Origin of the sequence: Enterococcus sp. CWB-B31 (assembly GCF_020567645.1) — a bacterium.
In the GTDB taxonomy this organism is placed as follows: Bacteria; Bacillota; Bacilli; order Lactobacillales; family Enterococcaceae; genus Enterococcus_L.
The window spans coordinates 18,190-34,676 of sequence record NZ_JAJDJW010000011.1 but is presented as its reverse complement, the minus strand read 5'-3'; the positions used below and the strand labels follow the sequence as shown (position 1 = coordinate 34,676).

At 39.2% G+C, this 16,487-nt stretch carries 10 protein-coding genes and 1 pseudogene; 8 read left to right on the top strand and 3 right to left on the bottom strand.

What is annotated here, in order from left to right:
• Positions 1-2 precede the first annotated feature (2 nt).
• Positions 3-407 (top strand): DUF1149 family protein, encoded by a 405-nt coding sequence (locus LI954_RS10695; protein ID WP_202066961.1) that lies wholly within the window; start codon positions 3-5, stop codon positions 405-407.
• A 125-nt stretch (positions 408-532) separates the two neighbouring features.
• Here LI954_RS10695 and LI954_RS10690 read toward each other — a convergent pair whose 3' ends face one another.
• Positions 533-1,564 (bottom strand): LacI family DNA-binding transcriptional regulator, encoded by a 1,032-nt coding sequence (locus tag LI954_RS10690; RefSeq protein WP_229444463.1) that lies wholly within the window; start codon positions 1,562-1,564, stop codon positions 533-535.
• Between the two features lie 109 nt (positions 1,565-1,673).
• On the opposite strand from LI954_RS10690, the gene LI954_RS10685 reads away from it, so the two are divergent.
• From LI954_RS10685 to LI954_RS10675, 3 genes are read left to right on the top strand one after another with little or no spacing between them, the layout of a single operon-like run.
• Positions 1,674-3,881, top strand: coding sequence for an alpha-galactosidase (locus tag LI954_RS10685; RefSeq protein WP_229444462.1), 2,208 nt, complete (start codon positions 1,674-1,676; stop codon positions 3,879-3,881).
• 25 nt (positions 3,882-3,906) lie between these two features.
• Positions 3,907-5,784: a glycoside hydrolase family 2 TIM barrel-domain containing protein gene (locus tag LI954_RS10680; RefSeq protein ID WP_229444488.1), complete on the top strand. Its 1,878-nt coding sequence runs from the start codon at positions 3,907-3,909 to the stop codon at positions 5,782-5,784.
• Positions 5,765-6,718 carry a beta-galactosidase small subunit gene (locus tag LI954_RS10675; protein ID WP_229444461.1) on the top strand — a complete coding sequence of 318 codons (954 nt, stop codon included), beginning with the start codon at positions 5,765-5,767 and terminating at the stop codon, positions 6,716-6,718. Before LI954_RS10680 ends, LI954_RS10675 begins: the two co-directional genes overlap by 20 nt.
• A 766-nt stretch (positions 6,719-7,484) precedes the next feature.
• Here the strand turns inward: LI954_RS10675 and LI954_RS10670 are convergent.
• Together LI954_RS10670 and LI954_RS10665 are read right to left on the bottom strand one after the other, a co-directional pair.
• Positions 7,485-9,239, bottom strand: coding sequence for a cache domain-containing sensor histidine kinase (locus LI954_RS10670; RefSeq protein WP_229444460.1), 1,755 nt, complete (start codon positions 9,237-9,239; stop codon positions 7,485-7,487).
• Positions 9,236-10,738: a response regulator transcription factor gene (locus LI954_RS10665; protein WP_229444459.1), complete on the bottom strand. Its 1,503-nt coding sequence runs from the start codon at positions 10,736-10,738 to the stop codon at positions 9,236-9,238. Before LI954_RS10665 ends, LI954_RS10670 begins: the two co-directional genes overlap by 4 nt.
• Before the next feature lie 325 nt (positions 10,739-11,063).
• On the opposite strand from LI954_RS10665, the gene LI954_RS10660 reads away from it, so the two are divergent.
• From LI954_RS10660 to LI954_RS10645, 4 genes and pseudogenes are all read left to right on the top strand, one after another.
• Positions 11,064-12,353 (top strand): ABC transporter substrate-binding protein, encoded by a 1,290-nt coding sequence (locus LI954_RS10660; protein ID WP_229444458.1) that lies wholly within the window; start codon positions 11,064-11,066, stop codon positions 12,351-12,353.
• Between the two features lie 442 nt (positions 12,354-12,795).
• A complete protein-coding gene (locus tag LI954_RS10655; protein WP_202066984.1) occupies positions 12,796-13,662 on the top strand; it encodes a carbohydrate ABC transporter permease in 867 nt (288 codons plus the stop codon).
• An 86-nt stretch (positions 13,663-13,748) separates the two neighbouring features.
• Positions 13,749-14,546, top strand: a pseudogene (locus LI954_RS10650) (carbohydrate ABC transporter permease); the annotation flags it as partial.
• 337 nt (positions 14,547-14,883) lie between these two features.
• The gene (locus LI954_RS10645) at positions 14,884-16,272 is read left to right on the top strand and encodes an L-cystine transporter (RefSeq protein ID WP_202066988.1); all 1,389 of its coding nucleotides are present in this window, start codon (positions 14,884-14,886) and stop codon (positions 16,270-16,272) included.
• Positions 16,273-16,487 lie beyond the last annotated feature (215 nt).

Sequence of the window (16,487 nt, the reverse complement as noted above, 5' to 3'; positions counted from 1 at the left end):
ATTTGGAAATTAAACGTCAGCAAGAAGTAGTAGAAGCATTTCACTATGATATGCGTGCACCGGAAACGGAAGTTAAAACAGAATTGCGTGTAGGATTTTCACCTATTGAATCCAAGGATGAAAATTATCCTGCTGAAAATACAATTATTGCAGCCCGTTTGGAGTTTCGTCTGGCATTTGACGAATTTGTGCTGTCAGGATCTGCCAGTCAGATTTCACACATCATTAATCAAAAAATTGAAAAGCAGTCAGATTTGTCTCAGGCAGATGTTGATGAGCTGATTGAACCATTATTCAGTATTATCCAGCGACTTGCATACGAAGTAACTGAAATTGCTTTGGATAAACCGGGGATTCAGCTGAACTTCCAGTCAGGCCAGCCGGAACAGCAGGAAGACGAGAAGTAAGCTGAAAAAAGCTTGAAGAAATGCAGGGCTGTTTTAGTTTGGAATTATTTAATTAAAAAAAGGCTGTACGTATCGATTTATGTATCAGATACGTACAGTTTTTTTGATATATTGAATTTAAAACTCTATTTTCTATCAGGATTGAAGCTGTCTCTGATCACCAGCTTTGTAGGATAGGTCATGATGATGTATTCCTCTCGAAGATTGTCAATGCGTTCAAGCGCCATTCGAACGGCAGCTTTACCGATTGATTTTGCGTTAATCTGAATACTGGTTAGACCGGGCTTTAATTTTTCTGCCACCTCAAGATTATCAAAGCTGATGATTTGAATTTCTTTGCCGATTACTATATTTTCTTTGTTCAATGCGTTGTACACTCCGACTGCCATTGGATCACTGCCGACAAGGATGGCGGTGGGCAGATGATTTTGGCGTTCTTTTAATAATTCCTCTGTGAGCCTTTCCCCATCCTGCTCAGTCCACAATCCCAGCCGATAATCAATAAATTTTTCAAGCTGATTATCCTGCATGAAATGAAGGTAAGCCCTCATTCTTTTTTCAAATTGTGTGACTATTTTTCCTCCGAATTCATCTAAATCCACACGGTAACCACCTATATAAGCAATATCCCTGTGATCATTTTCCAGCAAAAGGGTCAAGATAGATGTTGTCATCCGTTCCAAGTCTCCATAGACCATATCGACTTCCTGCTGTATGTCAGGATTATCGACAACGATCAGGTTTTTATTTTGTTTAAGAAGCTGAGTAATGGAATCATTTGTAATCGTACCTACTACGATAATTGCACCCAACTGGTCCAGGTCTGTCCACTGTTTTGGATTGTCAGACAAGTTGTAGATTCGATTCATCCCTAAATGGAGCCGTCTTGCCTCTTCTTCCAGACCCACTCTCAATTCTCTGTAATAGATATCCTGTTCTTCGCTGGCTTTGCTGATAGTGGAAATGACACCGATTGAGGGCATTCTCTTTTTGGTATATTTTCGTCTGTTGATGTTGTAATCAAGAGCTTCTGCTGCTGCCAGAATTCGTTTTCGTGTTTCCGGGGCAATGCTGATGGTTTTGTCTTCGTTTAATACTCTGGAGACAGCGGCAGGAGAAACATTGGCTCTTCTTGCGACATCTCTGATTCCAACCATAAAAAACTTCCTTTCTTTTTCATTTTCTTCTTGACATATTTGTTTAGTAAACAGTATACAGGAAGCAGAAAGGAAATAATACTGTTTATTTTGAGAAAGGTGAGATGAAATGAGAAGTAAAAAAAACTTGATTTCCTTTGATAAGAAGAGTCGTGTATTTGAGCTTACAAACAGTGAGATTACCTATCTGATGAAAATTGAGGAAAGTGAAGTTCTGGCTCATATTTATTTTGGAAAATGTGTCGCAGGCTATGGCGATAAAAAAAATTATCCTAGAAGAGATCGCGGATTTTCTGGAGATGTCCCTTTGAATGCGGATCGCTCGTTTTCAAAAGATACATTGCCGCAGGAATATTCAACAAATGGAGAAATGGATTTTCGAACGCCGGCTTCCATTATACGCAGAAGGAATGGGTCAACACTGCTGGATTTACGTTTCGATTCCTATTCAATTCAGCAAGGAAAACCTCGGTTAACCGGATTACCTCAAGCCTATATTTTAGCTGAAGAAGAGGCAGAAACACTGATAATTACATTGAAGGATCGTGAATTAGCTATTTATATCGACTTACTTTATACGATTTATACGGACAGGGCAGTAATTATTCGATCTGTAAATGTTCGAAATGAAAGCGGTGAGCCAATTCAAATTGAAAAGCTTGCCTCGTTGCAGCTGGACTTCACTAACTCCGGACGGTTTAATGAAGTGATTGCGTTGCCGGGTGCCCATGTACAGGAACGTCAAATTTCCCGTCAGGCAATTACTTCGGGCAGAAAAGTGATTGAAAGTCGCCGCGGTACCAGCAGTCACCATATGAACAGCTTCATTGCAGTTGTTGATAAGCATACAACGGAATTTACCGGAGAAGCAATCGGAATTAATTTTGTGTACTCAGGAAATCATGCCTTTGAGCTGGAAAAGGATGCCATTGATCAGCTGCGGATTGTCGGCGGGATTAACAGTCATCTCTTCTCCTGGAAACTAGCTTCGGGCAAGTCATTCCAAACCCCGGAAATGATTCTATCCTATTCTGCTCAGGGGCTGAACAAAATGAGTCAGGTGAATCATCGTCTTTTACGAGAGAGGGTGGCAAGAGGGAGGTTTCAATATAAGGAACGTCCAATTCTTGTGAATAACTGGGAGGCCACCTATTTTGATTTTACCAGTGAGAAGCTTCATGCGATTGTTGATGAGGCAAAAGAGCTCGGGATTGAAATGTTCGTTCTGGATGATGGCTGGTTCGGAAAAAGAGACAGTGATAATTCTTCACTGGGGGACTGGTTTGAATATCAGGGAAAGCTGAAAAATGGATTAAAGGGGATTGCCGATTATGTGCATCAGCAAGGTCTGCAGTTTGGCTTATGGCTGGAGCCTGAGATGATTTCCATCGACTCTGAGCTTTACCGGAAGCATCCAGACTATCTGATGCAGGAGCCGGGGCGTACACCCTCGTCCTCAAGGGATCAGCATGTTCTTGATTTTTCAAGGGAAGAGGTACGACAGGTGATTGAAAAGCAGTTGAGGAGTATCCTGGATACTGTTGAAATCGATTACATTAAATGGGATATGAACCGCTCGCTATCAGACCCATTTTCAGCAGCACTGGGAGAGAATCAGGGAGAAGTGATGCACCGCTATATGCTGGGCGTGTATGAGCTGATGGAGCACTTAATTGCTGATTATCCGGAGATTCTTTGGGAAGGCTGTTCAGGCGGAGGAGGACGCTTTGATGCTGGGCTGATTTATTATATGTCTCAATCATGGACAAGTGATAATACTGATGCTGTCGAACGGATGAGAATTCAATATGGAACAAGTCTGGCTTATCCAGTCTCAGCAATGACGGCTCATGTATCTGCATCACCGAATCACCAAACTGGACGAGAAACAAGTCTGAAGACACGAGGCGATGTGGCAATGGGCGGAGTACTTGGCTATGAGCTGGATCTTACACAGTTGACGGAAGAAGAAAAACGGATAACAAGGCTGCAAATTGAACACTACAGGCAGCTTCGTCAAACGGTGCAATACGGAGAATTTTATCGGTTGAGCAGTCCATTTGAAGGAAATACAGCTGCTTGGATGTTTGTTTCTCCAAATAAAGAGGAAGCTGTTCTATTTTTAGGACGAATACTTGCTTCAGCACAGCCGGTATTTAACGAAGTGAGACTGGCAGGACTTGAAGAAAGCGCAGTTTATGTTGAGAAAAAAACAGGGAATAAGTTCTCAGGCAGCGAATTAATGACTGTGGGTTTGTATTATCCTGATTTTTATGGAGATTTCCAAACAGAACTGCTGTACTTTACTAAGATTTAAAGAAGATGAAAAGGAATGAATAATGATGAAAGCAGAAATTAAATGGTTAGATGATCCGCAAATTTTCAGAGTTAATCAGCTAAATGCGCATAGTGATCATCAATGCTTCGGATCGAAAGAAGAGCAGGAAAGTTCGAGAGAACAATTACTGAATGGACAGTGGAAATTCTTTTACTCGAAGAATACAAAAGAGCGTCCTGCTGATTTTTACATGAAAGATTTTGATGCAGGCGGATTTGATTTGATCACTGTACCGGGGCATATTGAATTGGCAGGTTATGACAAGCTCCATTATATTAATACGATGTACCCATGGGAAGGACATGAATTTAGAAGACCGGCATTCACAACAGCAGATCCAGATTTTGCTAAAGGAATGTTTTCAGAGTCAGACTATAATCCAGTAGGCTCCTATCTGACAAATTTTCAGTTAGATAAAGGACTGACAGGGAAAAAAATTTCCATTCGTTTTGAAGGTGTGGAGGAGGCGATGTTCGTCTGGTTAAACGGAGAATTTGTTGGATACTCAGAGGATTCCTTTACACCGTCTGAATTTGATTTAACGCCTTATTTGGAAGATGAGAATATTCTTGCTGTAGAGGTGCATAAAAGAAGTACAGCTGCATTTCTTGAAGATCAGGATTTTTTCCGTTTCTTTGGTATCTTTCGTGATGTAGTTCTGATTGCTGCAGGAGATAACCATTTACAGGACCTCTGGATTAAACCTCAGCTGACTGCTGATTATCAGCATGGAAAAGTGGAAATAGATTTTCAATTTCAGAATATCCAAAAGGACAGTACATTTACTGTCAGTATTCTTGATACAGAAGGCAGCAGCATTTTTAAACAGTCTGGAACTGTCGAGGATAAGCTGACAATTCAGACAGAGCTGTTCAGAAATGTGCAGCTTTGGGATTACAGGAAACCGAATCTTTACAGGATGGAGCTGGAAACATTTGACAAGGATGGACATGTAACAGAGTATGTGCACTATCCATTTGGCTTTAGAACGATTGAGCTTAAGAATAAAATAATGCACCTAAATGGCAGACGATTAGTGATCAATGGAGTGAATCGTCATGAATGGAACGAGCGAACCGGAAGAGCTATTACTAAAGAAAATATGAAAGCGGATATTAAAACAATTCTTCAAGCGAATATTAATGGGGTTCGTACCGCTCATTATCCGAATCAGATTGCCTGGTACTATCTTTGCGATCAGGCTGGAATTCACCTGATGGCTGAAACAAACCTTGAATCTCATGGCTCCTGGCAAAAAATGGGGGCCGTTGAGCCGTCTTATAATGTTCCAGGAGCTATTCCTCAATGGCTGGATGTTGTTCTTGATCGGGCAAAGACGAATTTTGAAACATTCAAAAATCATACAAGTATTTTGTTCTGGTCTCTGGGAAATGAATCCTATGCTGAGGAAAATATTAGAAAAATGAATGAGTACTTTAAAATAACTGATCCGAGCCGATTGGTTCATTATGAAGGAAACGTCCATAATCCAGTATTTGAAAGCTCTATCTCTGATATGAAGAGCCGCATGTATGCCGCACCAGATGAAATCAGACAGTACTTGGAGAATAGACCGCAAAAACCGTTTATTTTATGCGAATTTATGCACGACATGGGAAATTCACTGGGCGGCTTAAAATCATATATGGAGCTTTTGGATCAATATGAGATGTACCAGGGTGGTTATATTTGGGATTTTAAAGATCAGGCATTATTAAGAAAAGATGAAATTACCGGACGTGAAGTATTGCGGTATGGTGGAGATTTTGATGATCGACCAAGCGATTATGAGTTTTCCGGAAATGGGATTGTTTTTGCGGATGGACAGGAAAAACCAGCATTACAGGAGGTAAGATATTACTATGGAAAATACAGCAAATAAACTGAGACTTGTTTTCGGTGATTGTACATTGGGTGTTAAGGGAGCGGACTTTCATTATATTTTTTCTTACACTCGAGGCGGACTGGAATCATTAAATAAAAGCGGCAAGGAATGGTTGTACAGAGAAACGCTGCCTGCTTTTTGGCGGGCGACGACAGATAACGACCGCGGCAATAAGTTTTCTTCTAAATCTTCCATGTGGCTGGGTGCTGATTTGTTTATGAATGTCCGGAATATCCGTGTGATCGTTGATGAAAATAGAATAGAGCTGCCTGTTGCACCTGTTAATAATCAGTATACGGGGCAGGAGGATGCAGAGACAGTGGAGATTGTGTTTTCTCTTGAAACTACAACGGTTCCCCAAACGACTGTGGATGTTTCTTATCGTGTAAATCAAGAGGGAGAAATATATGTAGTGATGCATTACTTTGGAAAAAAAGGTCTGCCGGAGCTGCCGCTTTTGGGATTGCGCTTTATTATGCCTACGAAAGCAAAACGGTTTAATTACGAAGGTCTGTCAGGAGAAACATATCCGGACAGAATGGCTGGGGGAATACCGGGAACCTATGAAGTAGAAGGCTTGCCGGTTACACCGTATTTAGTTCCTCAGGATTGCGGCGTACACATGGGGACGAAATGGCTGGAAATTATTCGGGACAGCACATTGAATAATGCGGATCGGGATCACGAAGAGTTTTCTTTACGATTTGAGCAGTTGGAGGATTCATTTGCTTTTTCAGCACTGCCGTTTAAGGCGGAAGAACTGGAAAACGCTACGCATATAGAGGAACTGCCGCCTGAAAGACGAACAGTTCTGCTAATGCTGGCGAAGGTTCGAGGCGTAGGCGGAATCGACAGCTGGGGGGCGGAAGTAGAAGAAGACTATCGGATTAATGCAGAAAAAGATTATAAATTTTCATTTGTTATTAAGTAGAATCGAGGGACAGGTAAGATAAAAGGTGTTGAGGCTGAAAAGAGGTCATGATAGAAGTGTTCTTCCTTATTTCCGAGATGTTGCCTGCGATTACTCGGCACAGTTTAGGACCGACAAGTGCTAGTTCTACTTTGCCGCTTCTGCTTATATTCACACTTTAGCAGAATGGTATGCGTAGTTTCGATAAGTATTCCTTGAATGAAACCAGCTCACTTGATGTAGTAGAACTGTATGCGTAGCGGAGCGTAGAAGAACTGCTGTCTCTGCGAGTCTAATGATTCTCGAGACAAAACAGTACACTGTAGCCGTTTTTCTGCGTCTACAGCTCTCGCTACACTACACTTCGTTTCGATCTCATCAATTTCTAAATGGCAAAGCCGCTAAGAATTGAAGGACTTCGTTTCGATTCTCGAATCATGGAGGGCGTGTAAGAACGTGCTCCTACGCTTCTTCGAATGCTCGTCGCATGTCTGAGGGGTATGCAAGAGCATGCTCCTACGCTTTTTACGAATGCTCAAATCATACAAAGACTGGAACACCATTTATTCGGCTATAGGGGACTCAGACATACTGATGTCACAGTCCTTTTTTCCTAAGATTAGTGGGTAAGATATTCCGTCGAATATCTTACCCACTAATCTTAGTATGTTTGAGTTGAGCAAGTATTTCTTTTTGCAAACCGAAGGATAATGAATTCAGCCAGCTAACTTCTTTCATAATGGAATTCATCCGGCTATATGCCCCATTAACTGAACAGCTCCTTTCACTATTCCTCAGAATCGGTAACGTCTTTTACAGTTTCTTCTTTCAGCACAGGAAGTTTAATCGTCACAGTCGTACCTACACCAATGATTGACTGGATTGTCATGCCGTAGGTGCTGCCATACATTAAATGAATTCGTTCATTCACATTTTTCATTCCAAGCCCGGAAAAGTGGTCTTTTTTCTCTTTTTTTAACTGAGATACATCAAACCCGTTTCCAGTATCAATGATTTCAAAAATAAGAAATGATTCATTCATTTTTCCATAAATAGTGATAAACCCCTGTTCCTTGGAGCTAAACGCATGAATATAAGCATTTTCAATAATTGGCTGAATAATCATATTCGGCATCATTAAATCCAGCAGCTCATCAGGAACCATTACTTTTGTAGAAATTGTATCTCCATAACGCAAAGTTAGGATATCAATATAATTCTTTACACTTTTCAGCTCCTCACGCACAGGAATCATCTCTTCTTTATTCCCAATTGTGCTCCTTAAAAGATCAATAAAGCTGTCAATCCCCAAAATAGCCTTTTCATTTTCCTGCTGCCAAATTAAAAATTTTATGGTCGTCAATGTATTGTAAATAAAGTGCGGCTGGATTTGTGTCTGCATTGCCTGTATTTCCAGAAATCGCTTCTTTTTCTCATTTTGAATGGAGTTGGTAAAGTAGCTGTTCAGCTCTCCCAACAACTGATTGATTGTACTGCCGAGAACCTGCACTTCATAGGTTCCCTGTACCGGCATTTTTGTTTCCAAAGAGCCGCTGTTAATGTTTTTTAGTGAATGGATCAGTGTATAAATTGATTTAGTATTTCGATTTAAATAGGTAAAAACAAGTGGTCCGATAAGAATAATAGTGACAATGTTATAGAGAATAGTGGGAATAATCACGTCCATCTGGTTGGCTAATGAATGTAAATTGACCTGACTGATCAGGGCTACATTTTGCCTGTACAAGGAAAGTTGTGTTGTTTGTTTTCCGTGGATTTGACGAGTTTCATTGTTGCTCAGCAATTCCAGATATTCAGATTGTTTGCCGATTAGACCGGATTCATTGGAAGCAATGATCTGATTTTCATTTGTTACAAAAGTTATTTCAGAAATTTCAGAATTAATCATGGAGTTAAAAATTTCTGCGAGCTGTCGAGATGAAATTGAAACTACCGCATAGCCGAATGTCCGGTTAAATGTATCTGTTAGTTTTTTTATAAACAAAATACTGGGCTCATCTTTATCTCGTGTAGTCAGACCATTTTCAGAAAAAAGCATCTGTGTGTCTGCAGCATGTTCCCTAAATTGCTTAATCAGGTCAGATTTAAAGAACTCAGGTGAAGAAATCGAAGTAATCATATCATTGCCGATAAAAGTACGTCCGTTTTCTCCAAAAATGACTACATCATAATTTATTTTTGGATATATTTCACTAAACGACTGATTCATTTTCTGGATGGCAAGCAGCTGACCAAGTCTGTCCACACTGGTGTATTTTGAATTAATAGTAAAATATCCTTCAACGGCAGAGCTGTCCTCAATCAGGGACAATGTGTTTTCTATATTGTCATTCAGCGTTTCAAAATCACTTTGAATTTTCTTTAGTACGACTGCGTTTGATTTGTTAAAAAGCTCGATGTAGACATTTTTTGAACGATAATAAATAAAGGTTGAAATAACGATTGCCTGTGCACACAATGCAACAATAATGATAATCAGAAGCTTGGTAAACAGCTCATACTCTTTAAATTTCTTTTTCATTTATTTAGCTTTCCTTTACGATAGTGAGATGGTGTGATCCCTGTCTCTTCTTTGAATACGCGGGAAAAATACCCCAGTTCTGTAAAGCCGACTTTGTTATAAATTTCAGATAGCGGCAGACTTGGATTCTTTAACAGTTCTTTTGCTTTCGTTATTCGGACTTTTTTTAAATACTTCGTAAAGTTTATTCCGTATTTTTCGGTAAAGAGGGTAGAAAAATAACTGTATGAAAAATGAAATTTTTCAGAAATACTCTGCAAACTGATTTCCTCGTGATAATTTTCCTGAACATACTCATATACGAGTGTCAAAATCTCATAGCTGTCTGTTTTTGCCGGCGGAATAATTTCCATCAGCTGATAAATTGTCTGCGTAATAAGAAGTGAAAAATCTTCTAAACAGTCTGCATTTGACAGCTGCGAAGGGAGAGATAATTTCAATGCAGCGATCTTTTCATTTGCAGCATAGGTATCGTTCAGTGAATTAATCAATGCATAAAACTGATTGATTGTTTCATGTTTTAAATAAGAGGGTGTCAGCTTTAAATGAAGCAGAGTCAGAGTGTAGTTCTTGAGTTCTTCCAGTGCATGCAAGTAGTCTTTATTAACGATTGATGTCAGATACTTACTTGGATTATGGTCATAGGTTGGCTGCAGCATGGTTAAGTTATTTAACGGGATAATCAGCTCATTTTTATGATAAAACTTTTGCCCCTTTCCTAATTTCTGAATCGTTAAAAATGATTGATACAAATTATCTTGATCAAGCTGCGCTGAATAGATAAATAAACTGTTTTTGATATGCTTGTTTTCTTTTTGAAAGACGTTGATTAACAGAGAGAATTCTTTTTCGGAAGCCGTATTAATAAGAAATCCATAGTCATTTTTGTTTGTTTTAAATGAGAAAATGTCCAGTGATTTACTTGAATAGTTAACGCTTACTTTCTGTTTCTCGTTGTTTTCCCCGGATAGAGTAATTTCATCTTCTGTATAGATTAAAAAGAAGTGAGGATAGCTGAAGCTTTTTTGAGAAAGAGTTCGTTCTGTATGTATTCCTGAAAAATAATTACTGAGTTCTCTGCTGATTAGTTCTTCTTTGCTAAGTTCTTTTTTTACATTGTCCTTTGGTATTTTTTCTGAAAGTGCATTTAATGTGGACAGCAGTATATTGGGCGTTAGTTTTGGTTTCAACAGGTAGTCCGATACACCTTCCTTAAATGAATCTTTAACCAGGACAAAGTCATTATAGCTTGAGAGAACCAGTATTTTACTATTCGGTTTTCTTTTTTTCATTAGACCCGCCAGCTCAATTCCTGTCAGTTCAGGCATCATCAAATCTGTAATGACGATATCAACTGGATGCTCGTAAAAGAAATCGAGTGCTTCTAAAGAGCTTGAAAAGGCTCCGCTTAAATGGTAATTGTGTTTTGACCAGTCAATAATAGACGTTAATCCATGAAGAATTGTTTTTTCATCATCAATCAGCATGATATTATACACGTTTGCCACCTGCCTTCATTTTTCTGATAAATTAAAAATACTTCTAAAGAAGAGAGAAAGCAAGCTGATGAAATATTTAAATTTCACAAACTTAAGAAATTTTGGTGTAAGATCTCTTGATTTCTGTATAGTAAAAAGATGATAGGAACCGCTTTCTTTAGGTGTTTCAGTTTTATCATTCAACTTTTTTTCAGTACTGAATTTGTACTTTTTTCTTATTTTTGCACATTTTTTTGAACATTATCAAAAACGAAGTAAACGTTTTCTTATTCTGTTATGATGTACCTACACTTAAGTGAATCAATAAGAACAGGCGGGGGAAAAAATGAAAATCAAAAAACTATTTGTCAGCGCTGCAGCTTTTGCATCAGCAGCTCTACTATTGGCTGGCTGCAGCAGTAATGGATCAGAGAATACAAGTACAGACAATGAAGTTACAGTCTGGGCATGGGATGAAACATTCAACATTGAAGCAGTGAATCAGGCAAAAGAGGTTTATAACGATGAAGATGTGGAGGTTGAAGTTGTGACCATGTCACAGGATGATATCGTGCAGAAGTTGAATACGGCGCTGGCAAGCGGAAACACCGATGGACTTCCGAATATTGTTCTGATAGAGGATTATCGAATTCAAGGGTATCTAACCTCTTATCCGGATGCATTTGCAGATCTCTCAGATATTGTAAATGAAGAGGACTTTGCCTCTTATAAGTTTGCTGTAAATAAAGTAGATGACAAAATATATGGTGTACCGTTTGACTCAGGAATCACGGCTAATTTCTATCGAACAGACCTTTTTGAAAAAGCAGGATACACCGAAGAAGATGTTAATAACCTGACTTGGGATGATTATATTCAGGCTTCCAGAGATATTAAAGAAAAAACAGGAAAGAAAATTACCGAGGTGAATCCATCAGACTTGGGGCGTGTGCGGATGATTATGCAGGAAGCCGGCGAATGGTATACAGCAGAAGATGGGAAGACGGTAACAATTAAGGATAATAAATCTCTTAAGTATGGATTGGAATTATTTGCAGCATTACTTAAAGAAGATTTGGTTGAGCAGACCTCTGACTGGAATGCAGGTGTGACCGCAGTGCAATCAGGAGCAGTAGCATCCAGTCCAATCGGCGCATGGTATTCTTCAACAATTCAGGGGGCCGAAGATCAATCAGGTAAATGGAAAGTTGCTCCTATCCCATCACTACCAGAAGGAATGCAAGCAGCTCAAGCGTCAAGCTTAGGCGGAGCAGGTTGGTATGTTATTAAAGGGGTGTCGGGAGAAGAAAATGCAAAAGATTTTCTCCAAAAAACATTTGCTGCCAATGAAGAGTTGATGGGTACGTTGGCTGAGAAAATTGGTTTGGTTTCCACTATGCTGAGTGCCACTGACCAGCCGGCCTATCAGGAAGCTTCAGAGTTTTACAGCGGGCAAAAAGTGTTTGAAGATTTTTCTGCATGGACAGCGGATATTCCGGAAGTTAATTACGGGGATCAGACCTATGCGATTGAATCTGTTGTAGCTGAAGCGCTGCATCGCATTATTAATGGTGAAGATACAGATACTGTTTTAGCAGATACACAAAAGCAAGTAGAAGCACAGCTGGCAAATTAAAAAGGTCGTGCCAAAGCTTCTCCATGCTTCGAGGATCGGAACGAAGTGAGAACCGTAGACGCAGAAGTTGTCTCTTCGGAAATAAGTCGAACTATACTGAAAATATGAGTAGCTATTTTCGTATATTCCGACTTATTTCTTGAGACAGAACACTTCTGTCACAACCTCACCTACCCTGCTTGAAGCTTTTCGCATTTTCAGTATCTAAGTAGAGACTATGTTGTATCAGCTCTGCAAAGCAATTGCTTTGTGTTTCAGCAGGTCTGGTTTATTTATGAAGAGGCGACTTCAGGAACACCGTTTATTTATTTTTTAGCTATTTTACATAATAGATTCTGATAAATGTCTGCAGCAGACTAAGTATACATCTTTGTGTATCAACAAGCTGCGAACAAATTGCTGTCACCTGATGATTATATTTGTTGAAGAAAGAGGAAGAAAAATGAGAAAGAAAGACTTATTCAAAAATGGTAATGCCTTTTTGATTCTCCCGGTAATATTGATTTCACTAATGGTATTTATTCCAATGATTTTAGCACTGCTTACATCCTTTCAAAGCGGAACACCCGTTAACATGAGCTTTAACGGACTTGGGAACTATCAGCGTCTGCTTACTGATGCAACCTTCAAAAAAGCTTTTTTTAACACATTTCTTTATTTACTTGTTCAGGTTCCGATCATGCTGTTTCTGGCATTGTTTATTTCCAATTTTTTAAATGACAAAAAACTGAAGTTCAAGGGATTGTTTCGTACAGCTATCTTCTTACCCTGCATTACTTCAATGGTTAGCTACTCCCTGATTATGAAAAGTCTATTTTCACAGTCCGGACTGGTAAATAATTTACTGCTGAGCATTGGGCTGATTGATTCGCCTATCGGCTGGCTTACTGATCCGGTTTGGGCAAAAGTTCTGATCATTATTTCCATCACATGGCGTTGGACAGGCTATAATATGATTTTTTTCCTTTCAGGTATGCAAAATATTGATCCAGAAATATATGAAGCGGCTGATATTGATGGAGCTTCCAAATGGCAGCAGTTTATTCGTGTAACAATTCCTAATTTGAAGCCGATTATCTTATTCACATCCATAACATCAACAATTGGAACGCTGCAGCTGTTTGATGAAGTTCAGAATATTACAGGCGGAGGTCCGGCAAATGCCACCGCGACATTATCACAATATATTTACAATTTAAGTTATAAATTTACACCGAATTTTGGTTATGCGGCAGCAGTATCCTTTGTGATCGTTGCATTTATCGTCATTCTGTCGATTATCCAAACAAGAGTGGGGAGAGAAGGCTAATGGAATCTGGAACAACTATACGTGAAGTATCTGCAACAACCAAGAAAGTAAAACGAAATGTGAAAGATTCTCTACTGACTGGCTTTAAGTATTTAGTCTTGAGTATTGTTTCATTTATTTCAATTTTTCCTTTTGTCTGGATGATTTTGGGAATGACGAATACACCAGTAGATATTACTGCAGGTAAAATCAAAATTGGGAACAACTTGATGATCAATTTTCAAAATTTATTTTCAAATGATTTAAACTTCGCCCGAGCTTTGTGGAATTCTGCGGTGATTGCTGTGATTACAACCGTTCTGGCTTTGCTTATTTCATCTATGGCCGGCTACGGATTCGAAATTTATCATAGTAAAAGAAAAGACAGGCTGTTCAATATTCTTCTGTTGTCTATGATGGTGCCTTTTGCGGCATTGATGATACCTTTGTATCGGATGTTTTCAAACTTGAATGGAACATTTTTGGGGATAAACAGTATCTTTGTGGTTATTCTGCCTTCAGTTAGTACTGCTTTTCTGATTTTCTTCTTCCGCCAAAATGTTAAATCATTTCCTAAAGACTTGGTGGAAGCAGCACGTCTGGATGGCTTAAATGAATTAAGTATCTTTTTCAGAGTGTACATGCCCACCGCTAAAAATACTTATGCGGCTGCAGCGATTATTACCTTTATGAGCAGCTGGAATAATTATTTATGGCCGTTAGTTGCATTGCAGTCACCTGATAAGCGTACAATTCCTTTGGTGTTGTCCGCAATGGGGGCTTCTTACACGCCAGATTATGGAATGATTATGACCGGGTTGGTCATTGCGACGTTACCGACAGCAGTTGTCTTTTTTGTTCTGCAAAAGCAATTTGTTCAAGGAATGATCGGCTCTGTGAAATAAAAGAAATCAACTTTAATACTTAATGTGTCAATTTGCAAGAAGAGCTGGTTTCAGTTGTATGGAAGTTATTTCTACTGTAAAAAAAGTTTTCCTTCTTTGTACTGGCAGAAGGGTGGCGTAGATGTACAGAAATAGTAGTGATAGTTTTTGGCTATCACTGCTATTTTTTTCTTATCAGTCTACAAGCAAAAAAATAGCCTGTTTTTCTTTTAATCAGTTAGAATGAGTGTATCACTGAATTTCAATTCAGGGCAGCTGCTGAAGAGTTGCTGCCGGGAACCTTTACTTCCTTAGATGGACTTGTCATTAACATAATTTAATTTAGGAGGAGTAAAAAATGACAACACTCATCACAGTTTTAGTGGTTCTTGCATTTCTCGGCGTTGTCTATGCCTTTTATCGGATGCAGGCAAAACACTTAAAATTTTCTACTCGTGTTTTTGCAGCTCTGGGTGTAGGAATCGTGTTAGGTGCAATTATTCAAGTTGCCTTTGGTACAGCCAGTGATGTTACATCTCAGGCAATGTCATGGATTGGTATTATTGGAAATGGCTATGTGGCATTGCTGCAAATGCTCGTGATCCCATTGGTATTCGTTTCTATTGTAGGAGCATTTACTAAAATGAAAGAGTCAAGCAAGCTGGGAAAAATCAGCTTCAATGTTTTGGCTACTTTACTTGGAACAACAGCAGCGGCTGCCTTGATCGGCTATGGCAGTACTATATTATTCGGTCTTCAAGGTGCTCAGTTTACAGAAGGAACGGCTGAAGCGGCTCGTATCGCTGAACTGGCAACCAGACAGGAGACCATTGAAAATTTATCAATTCCTGATCAGATCTTATCTTTCATCCCCCGAAATGTTTTTGCTGATTTTGCAGGAACACGTGCAACCAGTACTATTGGTGTCGTGATCTTTGCTGCTTTCGTAGGTATCGCATTCCTTGGAGTGAAGAAAAAAGCTCCGAAAGAAGCTGAATTTTTTGCGAACTTAATCGATAGCTTATATAAAATAACTATGAGAATTGTAACTTTAGTTTTGAGACTGACTCCATACGGCGTTCTGGCATTGATGACCAATGTCGTTGCTACGAGTGATTTTGAAGCAATTTTAAACTTAGGAAAATTTGTAGTGGCATCTTATGCAGCATTGATTGTTGTCTTTCTGCTGCATCTGGTTATTCTGGCAGTAATTAAGGTTAATCCGTTGAATTATTTGAAGAAAGCCTTCCCTGTTTTAAGCTTTGCTTTTACTTCAAGATCAAGTGCGGGCGCATTGCCTTTAAATATTGAAACACAAACAAGAGCATTGGGCGTGGATGAAACAACAGCAAATTTTGCGGGCAGCTTCGGATTGTCGATTGGTCAAAATGGCTGTGCCGGTGTCTACCCTGCAATGCTTGCGACAATTGTTGCACCAACAGTGGGAATTGATGTATTCAGCTTAGAATTCGTATTGATGCTGGCAGCAATCGTAACAATCAGCTCATTTGGTGTTGCGGGAGTCGGCGGTGGTGCAACCTTTGCCTCTTTGATCGTTCTTGGTGCAATGAATCTGCCTGTAGCGATCGTTGGTTTGGTTATCTCAGTTGAACCTCTGATTGACATGGCAAGAACAGCAGTAAACGTTAGTGATAGTATGGTAGCCGGAATGGTAGCCAGCTCCAATATTGGTCATTTAGATCGATCTGTTCTTGCAGATGAAGAACTGGTTGTAGAAGCTAAATAAAAAAAATTAAAGCCATGATCGGGTCAAACAGGAAACCGATCATGGTTTTTTATATTGAAAAAATGTTTTAATCTTCAATAAAAAAGATAACGCAGTCTCACCGTCATAATAGTGAGTAATATACCCATTGCTGTCTACCAGCACAGTTAATTTCATCTTTTTTCCTCCTAAAACTAATCAAAATGATGTTGTTCAAGCAGAACATAAGTTAAAAT